The sequence below is a fragment of the Candidatus Uhrbacteria bacterium genome (assembly GCA_016699205.1).
Classification (GTDB): Bacteria; Patescibacteriota; Patescibacteriia; order 2-12-FULL-60-25; family 2-12-FULL-60-25; genus CAIXDN01.
Genome location: CP064964.1, coordinates 958,031 through 974,289, shown reverse-complemented (window position 1 = coordinate 974,289; position 16,259 = coordinate 958,031). Strand labels below are relative to the sequence as shown.

The window sequence follows — 16,259 nt, the reverse complement described above, 5'->3', positions numbered from 1 at the left end:
GGTTAGCTTTAGTCCAACGAAACAAAAACTCCATCCTGTTTCAACGATCGCATCGCCGCTTCCAAAACCTTCACAACGCGCAAACCGGCGTGACCATCTGTCATCGGAGCACGACCCTCGGTAATGGATGCGAAAAACTCTCGTAGCTGCGCACGAAGCGGCTCCTCTTGCTTGATATGCGGAATCTCGACAGCTCCGGTTCTTAACGCAGGATAAGCCGGGCTATCACCCGTCGGATCATAAGTTCCACGGTCATACACGCGAATCGGTTCCGCGGTATTGATATCGTCATAAACAGCCATCTTCTTGTCACCGCCAACCATCATCAAGCGCTGCTTCACTGGAGAGTACCAATTGACGTGTACATGACCAAGCGTTCCATCGCCATAATCCAGCGTCATATACACCATCGTTTCTTGCGGACTCGTTGGGTGCAAAACATGTTTCGCCCCAATCGCAGAGACACGCTGAGGCTGTTTCTCGAGCAATGCCTCAAAAATTGTAAGGTCATGCGGAGCTAAATCCCAAAGAACATTCACATCGCTGCGGAACAATCCCAAATTCACACGCACGGAATCCAAATATTTCACCGTTCCAAGCTCTCCAGACTTCACAAGATCGACCAACGCACGAACTTCCGGTTTATAATGAAATACATGGCCGACCATCAATCGCTTGTCGGCAGCATCCGCTTTCGCGATCAACTGTTTTGCCTCATCAATCGTACGAGTAAGCGGCTTCTCGACCAGGACATGCAACCCATTTGCTAAAGCCGCTTCCGCAAGGGAGGCATGCGTATCAACCGGCGTCACAATAATCGCCGCATCGTATCCGTCAGCAAATGCATCCGGTGCCGGCTTGGCTACATGCGTCTTAGGAAATTTCGCAACCATTTTAGCCGCCTTAGCCGTATCAAGATCGGAAATGCCAATCGACTCGACCTCTGGAAACTCCACGAGGTTACGGACGACATTTGGACCCCAATACCCAACACCGACAACAAGGATTTTCATAATATTATTTTCGTACAAAAAAACTATATCCAGAAACTTGCTTCCCAGAAGATTTACGCAACGAATCAATCCTTCTACCCAACAAGCGCACCCATGAATGACTCAGTACGCCTGGCAAAAGATGAATAATCGTTTCAACCGGACCACGGATCGGCCGGAAATCCAGAGTTGAAAAATCTGCGCAAAGCGATCGGACAGCGTCTTCGGTAAAACGGAAATAATCTCCATAATATCCCGGCATCGCATGATAAGGAGAGAGAAACGGAACATAAAAAAACGCGATTCCCCCAGGCTTGAGAACACGATGGATTTCTCGCACGGCATCCCAAGGTCTAGGAACATGCTCCAATACAGCTAAGCAAAAAACGCCGTCCCAAGCTCAAAGGCTGTTCATGCATCGCCAACTCCGGTGGTAGGTCGACTGGATCCATGACTCGGTACTCCACCTTCTCGGCAACGGTTTGATCACACGGGATCAGCATCCTTAAGCATCAGCGCCTATCCGCCTGCAATATCAAGCCAGCATCCCGGCTGCAATCCGGCTTGCACCGACTCATTGAAGAATGATTCCCAAGAAGCGAGCTTCATAGATACTTGTGCAGGATATCAAGGACACGGCCAGCCGTCGCTCCATCACCAAAAGGGCAATTCCAATCACGCGGCTTGGCTAACATGATATCTACAATACGATTGAGCTCTTCTGTATCATTTCCGGCATACAAAATATTTCCGCCAGCAGCAATCGTTTCAGGACGTTCCGTATTGGAGCAAAGACACAAGGCACTCGTAAAAAGCGCCCTCTGCCAGCCCCAAAATGCGTACCAAGAGCTCATCCCACAAGCCGCTGGCTACAAGACGAGACTTGGTACGTGGATGTACAGGGAACACCATTTTCCATGCACGTCGCTCAGCAAGACGTGAAAGCATCTCAATCATCGAGCGCAATCGCTCTGAATCATCGACATTCGACGGCCGATGCATCGTTAACAATGCATACGGTCCATCAATCTTGAAGCGCATCAAAACATCAGATGATTTTGCTATCTCCCGATAATGTAACGCCGCATCAACAACCGTATTCCCAACAACATGCACATCATCCATCACCGTCTCGCCTTTCAATCGGTCACGCTGCACCTCCGTCGGACAAAAATGGAAGTCAGCTACAAAACCGGCCAAGACACGATTCGCCTCCTCGGGCATCTCCCAATCATCACTGCGCAAACCCGCTTCTAAATGCGCAACCTTGATTCCGACTTTATGCGCAGCCAATGCACCCGCTAAAACAGAATTCGTATCGCCTTGCACCATGACGACTTTTGGCTGAAGCGATTGAAACGCATCATGCAAACGATCAATCATCGCTCCCAACTGTTTCAACACAGGCATCGATCCCACACCCAAATTCATGACCGGTTGCGGCAACCCTAACTCACGAAAAAAAATCCCGTCTAAGGCATCATCGTAATGCTGGCCGGTGTGGATAATAACAACAGGAATACCGCGCCGCTGGGCCTCAAGCACCACCGGAGCCGTCTTAATGATCTCGGGTCGAGTCCCCAAAATGACAGCTAACATAGCGCTTATTTACCAGAAAAAACCTGCTTATACCAGAGCTGAAAAGAAACCGCTGACCATAGCGGAGCCAGAGCATATTTACGCACATCGACATGATCTTTAAGCATAGCCTGAAGACCATCAAAATCGAGATACGCTTCACTGCCCGGAGCATATCCTGGTGAGAGAATCTCCTTCATAAAAGGCAAAAGCGGACCTCGAATCCACTTGGCCATCGGTGAATTCCAAGCTCGTTTCTCCTCATTCAAAAGATGCGGAGCAATCCACGGCTTCATCGCATCGATCAGCACGCGCTTCCCCTGTTTACGGTCGCCTAATTTATATTTCGAAGGAATACGGAACGCGTACTCGACCAAATCAACATCCAAAATAGGGACGCGCTGCTCCAATCCATGAGCCATCGTCAGACGGTCCGTTCTGATAAGCGATTCATCCGGCAACCAGTTCGTCTGGTCTTTCCAAGAACCAGAAAAATATGGCGAGAGAATCATTGATGTTGCAAACGGATCATTCATCTCTCGTTTCAAGACAGATGAAATATCCGCCTCTTTTTGCGCTACAAAAGAAAGATGCCGTTCCAACCCAGACTTGGCTGCCAATTTTTTCCAAGAATCCTTGGGCGCAAATTGAAAAATACTCCAAGGGAAAGGCAAACGATGCAATCGATTCAATTGCGCCGCATACCAATAGCGCGGATACCCTCCAAACAATTCATCACCGCCGTCGCCTCCGAGCGCCACCGTAATTTCCGGCTTGGCAAATTGCGCGAGCGCATACGTCGATGTTTGGATATGATTTGCGACCGGCTCATCCATGTGCCAAGCCGTTGTCTCAAATAAATCACGCGCCATCATCGCATCCAATCTAATCACATGATGTTCTGCGCCAAAATGTTTTGCGGTCTTTGCAGCAAGCTCTGCATCGGCGTTGTATTTTTCTTGTTGAAAATCCGAGGCGTAAGAAACCGTAAACGCCTTCAGCGGTCCACTAGCCGCTTCGCTCGCTAACCCAAGAATAGCCGATGAATCGATGCCTCCGGACAAAAACACGCCCACAGGTCGATCTGAAACCAGTTGCCTTGCAACCGACGCCTTCAAGCGCTCGCGCACACCGGCTACCGCTTCTTCATAACTACCGATACTGGCACCTTCCTGTAATTTCCAAAACGGCTTAATGTCAAACGCTCCATCTTTAAATGTCGCGACATGTCCTGGCATCAAACGCTTGAGACCCTCCACCATCGTCTTCTCGCCGGGAACATACAACAATCGGAAATACGCATTCAGCGCTTCACGGTCGATCTTGCGCTCAGACAAAATCGGCAAAAGCGCCTTCATCTCAGATGAAAACGCAAGATGCTTGCCGTCATAAAAATAATACAATGGCTTTACGCCGATCTGATCGCGCACGAGCCGCAAACTCTTTTCATCACGATCCCAAAGCGCAAACGCAAAAATCCCATTCAATTTTTCCAAACACTTCTCTCCCCAAGCCTCCCATGCAGCCAACAAAACCTCCGTATCCGACCCCGACTGAAACCTGACCCCTGACAACTGCGACCGAAGCTCGCGATAATTATAGATCTCCCCATTAAAAACAATCGTAAATCGTCCGTCCGGCGAGGCCATCGGCTGATGCCCGCCTGGCGACAAATCAATAATCGAAAGCCGATTGTGCGCAAAAGACACGGACTCGGTTTCCCATAACCCCTGATCATCCGGACCGCGATGACTCGTCAGCTCATGCATTTTTCGCAAGAGCCCGGGATCACGCCATGTAAAACCATTAATGCCACACATATTATTTTCCCGGCATGATGTACGACGACATCTTGGCGATCAGCGATTTCATGCTATGCCCGCGCTCGACAATCGAACGCAAATCCTCGCGCGAGTGAATACGCATCCCGAGAATAAACTCGGCAATCGCTTCTGGTGTTTCATCCTTAGGAAAATCCGGATACCCAATCGCATCTGCATGACCCCTGAATAATGACAGGCGTCAAACCGCAATACATCGCTTCAAGCGCCGACTTGTCGATCGTCTTTGGAACCAAATTGATAAACACGCGGAAACGCGGATAAATCTCACGCAGCGAGGGCATCGGCACCGAACCCATAAACCGCACGCGCTCGGTCAAACCTAAATCTTTCACAAGCGACTCGATCTCGCCCTGATAATTATTATCCGCCGACGGATCAAGCGGACGACCATAATGCGTCAGCGTGTATTCAGGCGGAAGCAACGCAAGCGCACGCAGCACAATATCAAGCCGTTTGGATCGCGAGATACGATGCACGGCCAACAAATGCTTTGCATCTTTGCGCTCGCTCTCCGGTAATTCCGGCACATTCCAATATTCCGTATCGATACCATGACCGGTCACGATCTTACGTGGATCGCCTTCATAGTGCGGAAGCGATTCCTTGGTCGCGCAAAAAAATCGCGTAACCGCAATCTCGCCAAACTTCAACGTCGCGGTACGCGTGTAATGCGTGAACCATAAATACGTCGGAATACCTTTCAACTTCCAATACAACGCACCTGCCGCAAGCCAGCGCGTGTTCATGTGCACAAATACCCGATCGTATTTGAGCGTAAACATCAGCTTCCAAAAACGCATGAGCGATCCCAAGCGCGATCCGCCCTGCTTGTGCTCGACCGAGTACACATTCGGCAAACTCGTCTCTCCTTTCTCGCCGCAAATAATCGTCACGTCAAAACCGGCATCCGTGAAACCCTTGGCCCACAAAGCAGCAAACGCTACATCATCGTCCTTGTCGTTGATCTTGGGCGTGATAAACAAGAGACGTTTGGACATACGTTACAAAAGTTTCGCTAAAATTTCCGCGATGCGCTCCGCCGTCTTCCCATCCCAATTTGGAGGCAAGCCGCCGTTTTTCCAGTCGCCTCGCATCGCACGTTCAAACGCCTCGATAATTTTCTCGGGATCACGACCGACCACTTCACTCGTACCATAAACAACCGTTGATGGACGTTCGGTCTCATCGCGCAATGTAATGCATGGAACAGACATCGCCGTCGTCTCTTCCTGCAAACCGCCGGAATCCGTCAGGACAAGCTTGGAATTTTTCACCAGCTTAATCATGTCCATGTAACCAATCGGATCAACGATCTTGATACGGGAATTTTCGCCGGCAAGCTCCTGCATGCGCGACTTAGTGCGCGGATGCACCGGAAAAATCAGCGGCAGCGTTTCAGAAATCTTCTTAAGCGATTCCCAAACCACTCGAAGCGTCTCCGGACTATCAACCGTCTCAGGACGATGCAGAGTCAAAACACCGTACGATTGAGGCGTGATCGAATGCTGTTCAAGAATCGTCGATGATTCCGCAATCGGTTCCGCCTTACGCAGCGAATCGATCATGACATTGCCGACGTAATGGATTTTTCTTTTGGAATACGTTCGCTCTCAAGATGCTCGAGCCCCGCTTCATCCGACACAAACAAATAATCCGAGTGATGATCAGCGATCATGCGGTTCAATTCTTCCGGCATGCGCCAGTTATGGGAACGTAATCCAGCCTCCACGTGCACGACAGGAATGTTTGCAGCAACACCAGCCATCGCACCGGCAGCGCTCGAAGTCACATCTCCAACAACAATAATCGCGTTTGGCTTGCGCTCCTGCAAAAGAGGAATAAGTGCAGCGGTAATTCTTTGTGATTGGGCGATGCGGTCACCAGCTCCAACGCCCAAATGAATGTCCGGATCAGGAATTCCCAACTCTTTAAAAAAACATCCGACATGTTGGCGTCATAATGCTGGCCCGTATGGACCAATACGACACCCAGGCCTTGCTTACGCAAAGCCTCATAAATTGGCGCAATCTTGATAAAATTCGGCCTTGCGCCCGCCACTAAAAACACCGATTTCATGCGTATCGCATCTTACGGCGCTTAGGCCTCTGTTGCAAGCGTCTCCGTATACAGCCAATCTCCGCCAACTTCACGCAAAGAAACCGTACCCAAAGGCCTCCCAAAAGCACCTAACAACGATGATCGATACGGGAAAAAATGCAGATGCAAATCAAACGTATATCGATACGGTCTTTGCTTTGGAACAACGATCACCAGCTTCTTTTTTGCGAGGCGCCTAAGCTCGGATAAAGACTTGGCCAAATCACGGACATGCTCGAGCGTATGCGTGCATACAACCGTATCAAATTGCCGATCAGGAAACGGCAACGCTTCCACATTCGCCTCCAAAAACGTCGCACTCGGCGCCCGTCGTTTTGCTTCATCGCTTATAATAATATCCGTTGCCGTGACACGCGCCTGCTCTGATAATTTTCCGACCAATACCCCTTTCCCGCACCCTGCTTCCAAAACATCAGATCCGACAATCTCGCCCATCACCGCATGAATCGCTTCATCCGTTAAATCCGTATCGCGCTCCATCAGCACCGGCTCGACATCGCGATACGCCTGAGCAAACTCTTCCTCGGTCATCGACCAAGCCTTTTCTTTAAAGTTCAAAAAAACATGTGCACGATCTTTATAAAGCAGACGCATCGGAATTGACATGAACCATTGCGCATCACGTAAAAGCGGCGGCAAAAGCTGATCCAAAATAAAATGGATCTTCAGCGCTGTTTGACGCGTCAATTTCATACGCGATCCGTCCCAAGTAAACGCATTTTGAGCATGCTCGCAATCAAACGGAGATGACGCCTCATTTCTTTGCGGTAATCCAGATTGCTCTCGCCATGAATTCGAACCGTTAGCGGCGCCGGAATTTCCGCAACACGACGTCCGCGTCGCACGAGATGGAACAAGATCTCCGCGTTAATATCAAAACCCGTAGCCTTAATCGGCAGCTCGATCAAATGCTCGCGCTGATACAATCGAAAGATCGGACTGACCGCTGTCACATTTGCACCGACGACAACTTTGTAAATCATTGTCGCGATATGCGAAATAAAAATGCGGTAGGAAGGAATATCTTTTCCATATCCTGCAAGCTTTGGCGATCCGGAAACAACATCCACATCCCCTTGCTGATAACGTGCGAGCAGCTCTTTGACGAGTTCCGGGGCAAAAGTTAAATCGCTATCCATCGTCACAACCAAATCCCCCTTGGACTCGCGAATACCAGTGCGCACCGCAGAACCGAGTCCGGCATTTTTTTCATGCTTCACAAGACGCACCGGACCTCCAAGCGATTCTGCAACAGCCGCCGTTTCATCGCGGCTGCCATCGTCGATCACAACGATCTCATACGGCATTCCCAAAGCATCAAAAACAGGAATCACCTCCTTCGGGATCCGCTTCAAATTCTCGGCCTCATTATAAGCCGGAAAAATGAATGAAATCATGGCCATAAGATAGCGCAAATGCGTTTGGCACGCTCAATCCAAGTATAGTGGGCTGAAATCCGCTTTGCTTCAAGCGCCTTTTGTCTAGCCTCGTCCGGTCTGTCGATCGCTTTTTGGATCTCCGTTTCCAATGAATCGATATCGCCAGGCTTGGCAATAAACGCACTCGCCTCCGAGACAATCTCGCGCACGCTCGGCAAATCCGTCGCCACCATCGGCACGCCACTCATGAGATACTCAAACAATTTAAGCGGCGACATGTAATAGGCGTAATGCTCCGTATACGGAAACGGCATCAACAAGAGGTCTGCAGCCGCGTAAAACTTTCCTAGCGTCGCCTGCGGCTGGTGCCCCAATAACCGCACACTCGTATCCGCTTTCACGGAATAGCGTTCCAATTCTTGCGGCGTTCCTCCAACGGCAAGCAAGAGAATCTTTTTTCCCTTCTTCGCAAGCCGGTCGATCGCCTCAATCGACTCATCCAAACCTTTGGACATGTTCATCGTCGTAAATTTGCCTGTGTAAAGACAAACATACGTATCTGCATCGATACCCAGCTCTCGACGAACTTCCGAACGATCATATTTCCGTTCAAACATCTTGGGATCAACAGCATCCGACTCAACAGCGATACGCGCGGCATCAACGCCAGACTCCACCAAACGATCTTTACTCGCCTTCGTCAACGTCACAATCGTGTCCAAACTCTTCGCGATCTTCGTAGCCCACCAAGAATGATGCAGTGCATGTGATTCCCAGACACGTTTCCCCGGAATCCCTGGAACACCAAACACATACAGCTCTCGACTAAACACGACATCCGGCTTCAAGCGGCGCAATTCTTTGCGTAGCGACCAAAGAAACGTCGATGTCTGAATCCAAAGACCGATACGTCCAAGCCACATCCAACGGATACCATCGATGCAAGGAAGGCGCTTAAAAGAAAATGAAGGCTCGACGCCATAATAAATAAACGGGTCCTCATGCTGCACCGGCTTACGATCAGGAACAAGCAACGTCACCTCATGTCCAAGCAACGCAAAAGAACGGCACATCGCCATCACCTGATCGCTCTGCGCCTTTTCCGAAGGAAATCGGCTATTTGCGACGTAGACGAGCTTCATACAAGAGAACGATTACATAGGCGGCAAACGGTGCCAATAAATGGTCGAGCGGCATGCGGTACTTGGTATATCCGGCAAACAGGCTGTGCATCAAGCTGTAAACGAGGACGAGAATCACGACGAGCACCGCCTCGTATTTCTTACGCCGTATCGCGATGATAAGCCCAAGCCAACCAAGCAACACGACAACGAGCGTTGAAAACCAGACGGCAAAACGCGCCAAGAAAACCTTGGTCGGATCATTCGCAAACGACCACGGCGCTCCTGTTTTTACGCTTGGAAATAATCCTGGCTGCCAAAATGTTTTGAATTTCTGCAGTGGCAATTTCCAGGCATCCGTCCAAAAATGTTTGCTCATCCATTCCTTGGATCGACCGGCCCAATAATCCGCAAACTGCTTTTCATTCATCAATCCGCGCTCAGAACAGGTTTCCATTTTTCCTACCGGATACTTCGTATGCCATTCCGTCCAATAAATGGATTCGCGATATACGCCATCTTTTTCCAATTCCTCCCGCAGCCACGGCTGGATCGTGAACATGATGTAGTTCGGATTGGTCGACGACACAACCGGATCATCCACAATTTCCATCGGATATCCGCGCTTCGTAATCTCGTAAATATATTCATTATTCGCCTTAAAAAATCCATGCCCCAAATCCGTCGTCAGAGGCACGAACGCATGGAACGCCTGCCAATTGCGATACGTCCACGGCGCAATCATGCCCGCGGAAACAACGGCCATAATCACCGCCACGATCACCGTTCTCTTCCAATCCGGCCACCACATCCACAAAAGCCAAGCAACGATAAACGGTGCCGCCGGCAAAATGGTGCCTTGGATATAAGCCAGAGCACCGATCGACGCTCCGGCGAGCACGGCAGTTGATAATTTTTTATTCTCCTTCAAACGCAGCAGCGTCCAAACAAGAAACAGAATAAAAAACGTCGATAGAAACGTGTGATAGTACTGAGTGAAATGATAAAACGTATACGGATAACAAGCCATCATCACCCCCCCGAGCAGCGCAGCCTTTTTTCCAACAAATCGCTTACCGACAACATAAACCAAAATCAACGCAAGCCACGCAATCAAGTTCTGGATCAATGCCTGTGCAAGCGTATTCTCCGGTCGAATCACGCTATACAAAGCTGTCAAAAAGAACAGAAAGCCAGGAGAACGGTACGCGGACGGACATCCGAGCTCCGTTGCATAGGAGTATCCGTATCCCTGAAACCAATGTTCAACCAGCGTATAAAATCCCCACTCACGATTCACCAATCCGTTGTGGAATAAGAAGGCAGAAGCAAGACGCGTTGCTAGAGCAAACAAAACAAAAGCAAGCACCCACAAATCAAATCGCGGACGCACTTCCAGAATCTGATTCAATATCAAACGCCAGCCAGCGCGTTGTTTTTCATGAAGAGCCTTGGTCGATGAAAATCCTTGGCACGCTCATACGCAGACGCAATCATGCGATCTGTAGATTCTTTATCGACAATAGTCGCCTTCATCGCAACCGCTAGTTCTTCCGCATTACCAATCGACACAACTCGCCCATCAACACCAGGTCGTAAAACACTTCCCACACAACCGACATCCGTAGCAACAACAGCGACCTTGGAAGCCATCGCCTCGAGAACCGTGCGGCCAAACCCCTCATAACGCGACGACATCACAAAGCCATCCGCATCTCTCCAAACATCATTCCCCTCCTTCCAATCCTGAATATCAACTTCTTTTACCAGCCCCTTGCTCTCGATCATGCCATGCAAAGAACTCAGCAGCGGACCTCGGCCTATTATCGAAAGATGGAATGAAACATTCTCCTGTTTCAGCAAGGCCGCTGCTTTCAACAACACATCCAAACCTTTTTGCTCGACAAAACGGCACGGAACAACGAAACGAAAAACATCACTGCCTCCTCCCCTAACAATCCCGGAAGGTAGCTCAACAGCGACCGGAATAACCTCGATCTTCTCCGCTTTGATTCCTACAGCAATCAAATACTCCTTCACACGATCACTAACAACACGTACGCGCTCGGCCTGCCCAAGAACAAATCTTCCAACAAGAGACAAGCATCGATTCTTCCAAGATTCTTTTTTCCAATATCCAGAATAAAAATCACCATGCTCCTGCACTTCCAATGGAACATTTTTGATTCTCGATACGAGATAAGCAGCCGCCCCCGCAATAAAAGGATCTTGCGCGGTAACCAGCGTTCGTTTCGGTACAGCGTTAACAATACGAATCCCCTGCACAATCGCACGATAAAAACGAATAAATCCCGATCCAGAAAAACCATACGCCGTTACATGATCAACCTGCGCAATCTCATCCGTTTTGAAATGCGACAAAACAACCGCCTGAACCATCCCCTCGCCCGCCAAATCCTGAATACGCCGCATCGATGCCGACTCCGTATCTAGCAACGCTCGATCAAAAGAAAACATCAGGGTTTGCATCGGCCCTTCTTTTCGTTCGGCCTCGACCAACACGCCTTCAACACGCTCGCTCATCGCGCGATGCGACCATGTAGCCGCAGGAATCTCTTCCTTTGTTCTAACAGAAACTTCTTTCAGCGCCTGAACCCAAGCCTGCTGATTTCGATACGGCAAAACCTGGATCAAATCGCCAAAAACTTCTTTGGTCTCGGGATTGCCCCCCTTGATCGCTCACCAAGCACGGAACACCCATCGATGCCGCTTCCGCGACAACATGCGGATAACCCTCATAACCGGAATGTAACAAAAAGACATCCGATGCACGCATCCAGTTTCCAATCTCTTCACGATTCAACCTCCCAACAAACCGAATACGATTTGCAGCCGGAGACTTCTCTGCAAGCATTTTCCATTTCTCAAGCTCAGGTCCGTCTCCAGCCATTACTAATTGATGTGTATCCGGCAAACCGCTCCACCACTCGATCAATTCCGCAACGCCCTTCCAAGGCACAGCGCGCACAACCGTAAAACAAACCGTCTTTCCCTCCATATGCTCAACGCGACGCTTTTGCTCTCGCGATAAACCAGTGGGCAAAGCAACTTCCGCATTTCTAATCACCGTAATAAACGGCGATGCAATTCCCCATCGGATCGCAACCGATTTCAAATAATTGCTTGGCGCAATAATCCGACTCGCGCGCTTGGCAACAAATCGCTCAATACGTTCATACAAACCAATAACACCTCGATGCCGCTTTTCCAAAAACGCATCGAGCAAATCCGTATCGCCGCGCTGCTGCGACATCTCCCAGGCGTAATCTCCGGGAATGCGATACACCGTCGGGATACGACGCAATCCCGCCGCAATCGTCGTCGGCAATCCTTCCGATACCGCGCCCTGCAAGTAAACAACATCCGCAGACTTCATCGCTTTCCATGCACGAACAAAGAAACGGAAGTAACGGACCATCGGTCCGCCACGACGAGAAACACGCTCAACGCGCCAACCATCGGACGTTGAGCTCGCTTCTTCTCCGTAAGCAACAACAGAAACGCTGTGGCCCATGGAAATCAAAGCACGGGCCATCGCATGGCTATAAATGGAAGGCCCTCCTCCTTCTGGCGGGTAAATACCCGAGGCAATTAAAATTCTCATGGCTTTTCTATAACCAGTGTCGTAGACCATTTAACCTTATCCAACTGCTCAGGCGTATAGAGCTCGTTCAATCTCTCTTCAAATTCATACCAGGCTTTAACAGCCTCCTCAGACGCTCCACGCATAAACCCTTTAATAGGATAGAGATTGTGCTTGCGAAGAGCGATGACCTTAAATCCCGCTTGCTCCGCCTGCTTAGAAAATTCCGTATCAACAACATGCTTCATATACGGACCCTGAATACCAATCATCGCCAATAACTGGCTCACCGGAACCATGATGCGCTCCTTGATATCCGTCGATCGGAAATGCCCCATCGTCATAATTCAAATACGCCACACCACCGGATTTTAATGCAGAAAAAACCGTTTTTAAAAACGCTTCTTTATCAACCACATGTTCGATAGCACTAAACGCGGTCACAACATCAAACGCCTCACCCGTTGACAATGTCTGCGCATCCCCCACCTTCAAAACAGCATTCGTTATTCCAGAAAAATCACGCCGCCCCTTTTCCACAGCGGCTCGGTCATAATCAAATCCAAAATACGCCGCTTGCGGATGCATCTCTAAAAAAGTCTTCCATGATCCAGCTGCACCGCAGCCGAGATCCAAAATCTTAAAAGCCGCTTCACCAAATCGCGTATGCAGTTCGGTTAAAATCCACTGTTTTGCAGCATTCCCGGAAGTATAAATCGTCATAGAGTCTCCAAAAGCTTCTGCATTCTTACGCTGATCGATGCCCAATCATAACCCTCGCGCACAAGCTTTGCACCATTGGTAACAACACGCTCTCTTAGCCCCGGTTCTACGAGTAAGCGATCGACCGCTTTCACAATCGATTCCGGATTTCTCGGCTCACAAAACACACCCGTCTCTCCATCGATCAAAAAGTCAGGAATCCCGCCAACTTGCGTACCGATAATCGGAATCTCCGCTGCCATCGCCTCCAAAAATGAATTACCCAATCCCTCAGATAAAGAAGGTCGGATAAAAATTTCTGAAGCGCGCAGCAGCTCTGGCAATTCTGCATGCGTACGATAGCCGGCAAAAACAACACGATCTTTTACACCCAGCTCATCCACAAGCGAATGCAACATCCCGTCATCTTCCCCAACACCGATAACAAGAAACTTACATCGAGCCGGTAGCACAGGCATAGCACGCACAACATCATCTACCGCATTCTTTAAAGACAAGCGCGATGCCGTCACCAAAACAATATCGTCATCGCCAAAACCAAACATCTCACGGAGATGTTTGCGGCGCGATGCATCGATAGATTTGGAAAAACTCTCAATATCAACACCGTTTGGAATAACATCGACAGATCCACGAAAACCATTCTTCACGGCCCATTCCCCAAGAAATCGGCTAATGGCTTGTACGCGATCAGCTCGACGGAATAAAAAGCCCTGTAAAAAACCCAAAGGACCCAAGCGCTTGGCATACTTCTCCAACGGATCGCCCTCCTGAAGCGTAAGCAATAACTTCGTCGATGGGCGCATCCAGCAATAAAACAAACTCGCAAATCCGGCATAACTCGCCATCATCGACCAAACCGGCGTGCCTTTTGGCACAAGCTTCATCGCTCGCGCAACACCGATGAAAGGCAGCAGATATTTATCAAAAGAATATCCAAATCCAACACGATGCACTTCAACATTTCCCATCCGCTCTGTATCCGGCAATCCTTTTTTCAAGCGCGCACACACCAAATCAAAATAAATCGAACCGGGCATGCGATCCGTCAATTCTTTCAAAGCCACTTCCGCTCCTCCGACAACCGGATAAAACGCTGTGGAAAAAATCAAAATACGTTTATCCATATTTTTCTAACCAGGTCGCAAGCGAGTAAAGCATCCACAAACGATTTCCATGATCGCTTCCGCGGTCATTCTCGCTCAAAAGCTTCTCGACACGTTCTTTCGCGACATAAGTATGAAGCTTCGTCGAATTCACGCAACGCTCTACAAAAGCGTTTCGCAAAGCACCACGGAACCATATAGCTAGCGGTACCTGAAAACCGCGCTTTGCTCGCTTACCGATCTCGATAGGCAATAAATCTTTCACAGCCTCGACAAGTAGCCGCTTTGTCTGGCCCTTCTTGTATCGATACTCGGTCGGCAAACTCGTCACATAAGAAACAAGCTCTTGATCAAGTAAAGGACATCGAGCTTCAAGTCCATGGCGCATGGACGCGCGGTCCATCTTCACATTCAAATCATCGGACAGATATGAATGCAAATCAAAATCCATTGCCGCGCCAATCGGATCCAAATCTTTTTTCAAGTGACTATCGATAAACGCGAGCGCTTCCGGCTGCTGAAAATAAGCCCCGCAAAATAGTGACGCATATCCTCCATCGATCGTGTCAGCAAAACGCTGGAACTTTGGATCTCCCATTACCTGTCCCACTACTCGTGACATCTGGCCAGCGATCGGTCCAACCCCCATCTGTTTAAATCCTAACGCCTGTTCAAAATATCGATAACGTCGATACCCGCCAAACAGCTCATCACCACCGTCTCCAGTAAGAGCAGCTTTCACATGCTTCTTGGTTTCCCTAGCCAAAATCCACGTATTCAGCGATGAAGAATCGGCATACGGCACATCATAATGCTCGATCACTTCATCAGCGATCGCTAGCAAGTCTTCCGGCTTTGCCAAAAAAGAATGATGTTCAAATCCAAATTCCTTGGCGAGTTCCGCTGCCTGATCACGCTCATCAAAAGCCGCCTCATCAAAACCAAGTGTAAAAGAGGAAAGTTTCACGCCCTGTTTATGCGCAAGCGCTGCAATCGACGAAGAGTCAATTCCGCCGGAAAGAAAAATACCAACCGGAACATCGGCGATCAAACGCAAACGCACGCTCTCATCCAGAATGCGCCGCACCTCATGCACAGCATCATCAAAAGAAACGTCCGACCTGGTAACTGGCTCAATATAAGAACGCGTCGCAAGAACACCATCTTTCCAGGTACCGCACATTCCAGGCTCAAGAGAAAAAATATTCTTGAAGCCAGTTAATGGACTTGGAACATACTGCAAACCCAAAAACAATCGGACCGCCTGCTCATCAATCCGCGCCTCAGCATCGATCAACGATTTAACTTCCGATGCAAATGCAAATTCATCTTCATTGTGTCGATAAAAAAACGGCTTCTTTCCGATACGATCTCTCGCAAAAAAGAGACACGATTCCTGCTTATCCCAAATCGCAAACGCAAACATCCCGCGCAGCTTGGCAAGCATCGCCTCGCCTTCCTGCGCAAACAAGGTCAGTAAAATTTCCGTATCGCTCGTTGAACGAAGCATTCCACCTTTTGCCAAATACTCTTCACGTAACTCTTTATAATTATATATTTCTCCGTTAAACGTGATGACATATCTTCCGTCGTCAGAGATCATCGGCTGCGCTCCGCTCGGTGACAGATCGACCAATGCCAAACGGCGATGCGCGAGCCCAGCCTGACCCTCAACCCACATCCCATCACCATCCGGACCTCGATGTGCGATTTTACCGGCCATCGCAACCAAGCGGCCCTGATCCAAGGACCGTCCATTCTTAGCGATTAATCCGGCAATTCCACACATAGCTT

Annotated in this window: 18 protein-coding genes; all 18 read right to left on the bottom strand. The window is 49.3% G+C overall.

Annotated features, from left to right (window positions below; genetic code table 11):
• Positions 1 to 8: 8 nt before the first annotated feature.
• Complete coding sequence (locus IPH19_04940) at positions 9 to 1,013, bottom strand: Gfo/Idh/MocA family oxidoreductase (GenBank protein ID QQR60722.1); 1,005 nt, start codon at positions 1,011 to 1,013, stop codon at positions 9 to 11.
• A gap of 4 nt (positions 1,014 to 1,017) precedes the next feature.
• A complete protein-coding gene (locus tag IPH19_04935; protein QQR60721.1) occupies positions 1,018 to 1,362 on the bottom strand; it encodes a methyltransferase domain-containing protein in 345 nt (114 codons plus the stop codon).
• A 235-nt stretch (positions 1,363 to 1,597) separates the two neighbouring features.
• Positions 1,598 to 1,792 carry a hypothetical protein gene (locus IPH19_04930; GenBank protein QQR60720.1) on the bottom strand — a complete coding sequence of 65 codons (195 nt, stop codon included), beginning with the start codon at positions 1,790 to 1,792 and terminating at the stop codon, positions 1,598 to 1,600.
• Entirely contained in the window at positions 1,761 to 2,591 is an 831-nt protein-coding gene (wecB, locus tag IPH19_04925; GenBank protein QQR60719.1) for a UDP-N-acetylglucosamine 2-epimerase (non-hydrolyzing), read from the bottom strand. Before wecB ends, IPH19_04930 begins: the two co-directional genes overlap by 32 nt.
• Before the next feature lie 5 nt (positions 2,592 to 2,596).
• Positions 2,597 to 4,390 carry an asparagine synthase (glutamine-hydrolyzing) gene (gene asnB / locus IPH19_04920; GenBank protein QQR60718.1) on the bottom strand — a complete coding sequence of 598 codons (1,794 nt, stop codon included), beginning with the start codon at positions 4,388 to 4,390 and terminating at the stop codon, positions 2,597 to 2,599.
• A 146-nt stretch (positions 4,391 to 4,536) separates the two neighbouring features.
• The gene (locus IPH19_04915) at positions 4,537 to 5,412 is read right to left on the bottom strand and encodes a glycosyltransferase family 4 protein (protein QQR60717.1); all 876 of its coding nucleotides are present in this window, start codon (positions 5,410 to 5,412) and stop codon (positions 4,537 to 4,539) included.
• A gap of 3 nt (positions 5,413 to 5,415) precedes the next feature.
• Positions 5,416 to 5,979: a UDP-N-acetylglucosamine 2-epimerase gene (locus IPH19_04910; GenBank protein QQR60716.1), complete on the bottom strand. Its 564-nt coding sequence runs from the start codon at positions 5,977 to 5,979 to the stop codon at positions 5,416 to 5,418.
• Positions 5,976 to 6,338, bottom strand: a complete 363-nt coding sequence (locus IPH19_04905; GenBank protein ID QQR60715.1) for a UDP-N-acetylglucosamine 2-epimerase — start codon at positions 6,336 to 6,338, stop codon at positions 5,976 to 5,978. Before IPH19_04905 ends, IPH19_04910 begins: the two co-directional genes overlap by 4 nt.
• 173 nt (positions 6,339 to 6,511) lie before the next feature.
• Entirely contained in the window at positions 6,512 to 7,225 is a 714-nt protein-coding gene (locus IPH19_04900; protein QQR60714.1) for a class I SAM-dependent methyltransferase, read from the bottom strand.
• Positions 7,222 to 7,929 carry a glycosyltransferase gene (locus IPH19_04895; GenBank protein ID QQR60713.1) on the bottom strand — a complete coding sequence of 236 codons (708 nt, stop codon included), beginning with the start codon at positions 7,927 to 7,929 and terminating at the stop codon, positions 7,222 to 7,224. The genes IPH19_04900 and IPH19_04895 overlap by 4 nt, the downstream gene beginning before the upstream one ends.
• Complete coding sequence (locus tag IPH19_04890; protein ID QQR60712.1) at positions 7,926 to 9,053, bottom strand: glycosyltransferase family 4 protein; 1,128 nt, start codon at positions 9,051 to 9,053, stop codon at positions 7,926 to 7,928. The genes IPH19_04895 and IPH19_04890 overlap by 4 nt, the downstream gene beginning before the upstream one ends.
• Positions 9,028 to 10,449, bottom strand: coding sequence for a glycosyltransferase family 39 protein (locus tag IPH19_04885; GenBank protein QQR60711.1), 1,422 nt, complete (start codon positions 10,447 to 10,449; stop codon positions 9,028 to 9,030). Before IPH19_04885 ends, IPH19_04890 begins: the two co-directional genes overlap by 26 nt.
• Positions 10,446 to 11,687 (bottom strand): glycosyltransferase family 4 protein, encoded by a 1,242-nt coding sequence (locus tag IPH19_04880; protein QQR60710.1) that lies wholly within the window; start codon positions 11,685 to 11,687, stop codon positions 10,446 to 10,448. The genes IPH19_04885 and IPH19_04880 overlap by 4 nt, the downstream gene beginning before the upstream one ends.
• The gene (locus IPH19_04875; GenBank protein ID QQR60709.1) at positions 11,620 to 12,657 is read right to left on the bottom strand and encodes a glycosyltransferase family 4 protein; all 1,038 of its coding nucleotides are present in this window, start codon (positions 12,655 to 12,657) and stop codon (positions 11,620 to 11,622) included. Before IPH19_04875 ends, IPH19_04880 begins: the two co-directional genes overlap by 68 nt.
• Entirely contained in the window at positions 12,654 to 12,884 is a 231-nt protein-coding gene (locus IPH19_04870) for a hypothetical protein (GenBank protein QQR60708.1), read from the bottom strand. The genes IPH19_04875 and IPH19_04870 overlap by 4 nt, the downstream gene beginning before the upstream one ends.
• Positions 12,868 to 13,404, bottom strand: coding sequence for a class I SAM-dependent methyltransferase (locus IPH19_04865; GenBank protein QQR60707.1), 537 nt, complete (start codon positions 13,402 to 13,404; stop codon positions 12,868 to 12,870). Before IPH19_04865 ends, IPH19_04870 begins: the two co-directional genes overlap by 17 nt.
• A complete protein-coding gene (locus IPH19_04860) occupies positions 13,356 to 14,486 on the bottom strand; it encodes a glycosyltransferase family 4 protein (protein ID QQR60706.1) in 1,131 nt (376 codons plus the stop codon). Before IPH19_04860 ends, IPH19_04865 begins: the two co-directional genes overlap by 49 nt.
• A complete protein-coding gene (gene asnB / locus IPH19_04855) occupies positions 14,479 to 16,254 on the bottom strand; it encodes an asparagine synthase (glutamine-hydrolyzing) (GenBank protein QQR60705.1) in 1,776 nt (591 codons plus the stop codon). The genes IPH19_04860 and asnB (IPH19_04855) overlap by 8 nt, the downstream gene beginning before the upstream one ends.
• Positions 16,255 to 16,259 lie beyond the last annotated feature (5 nt).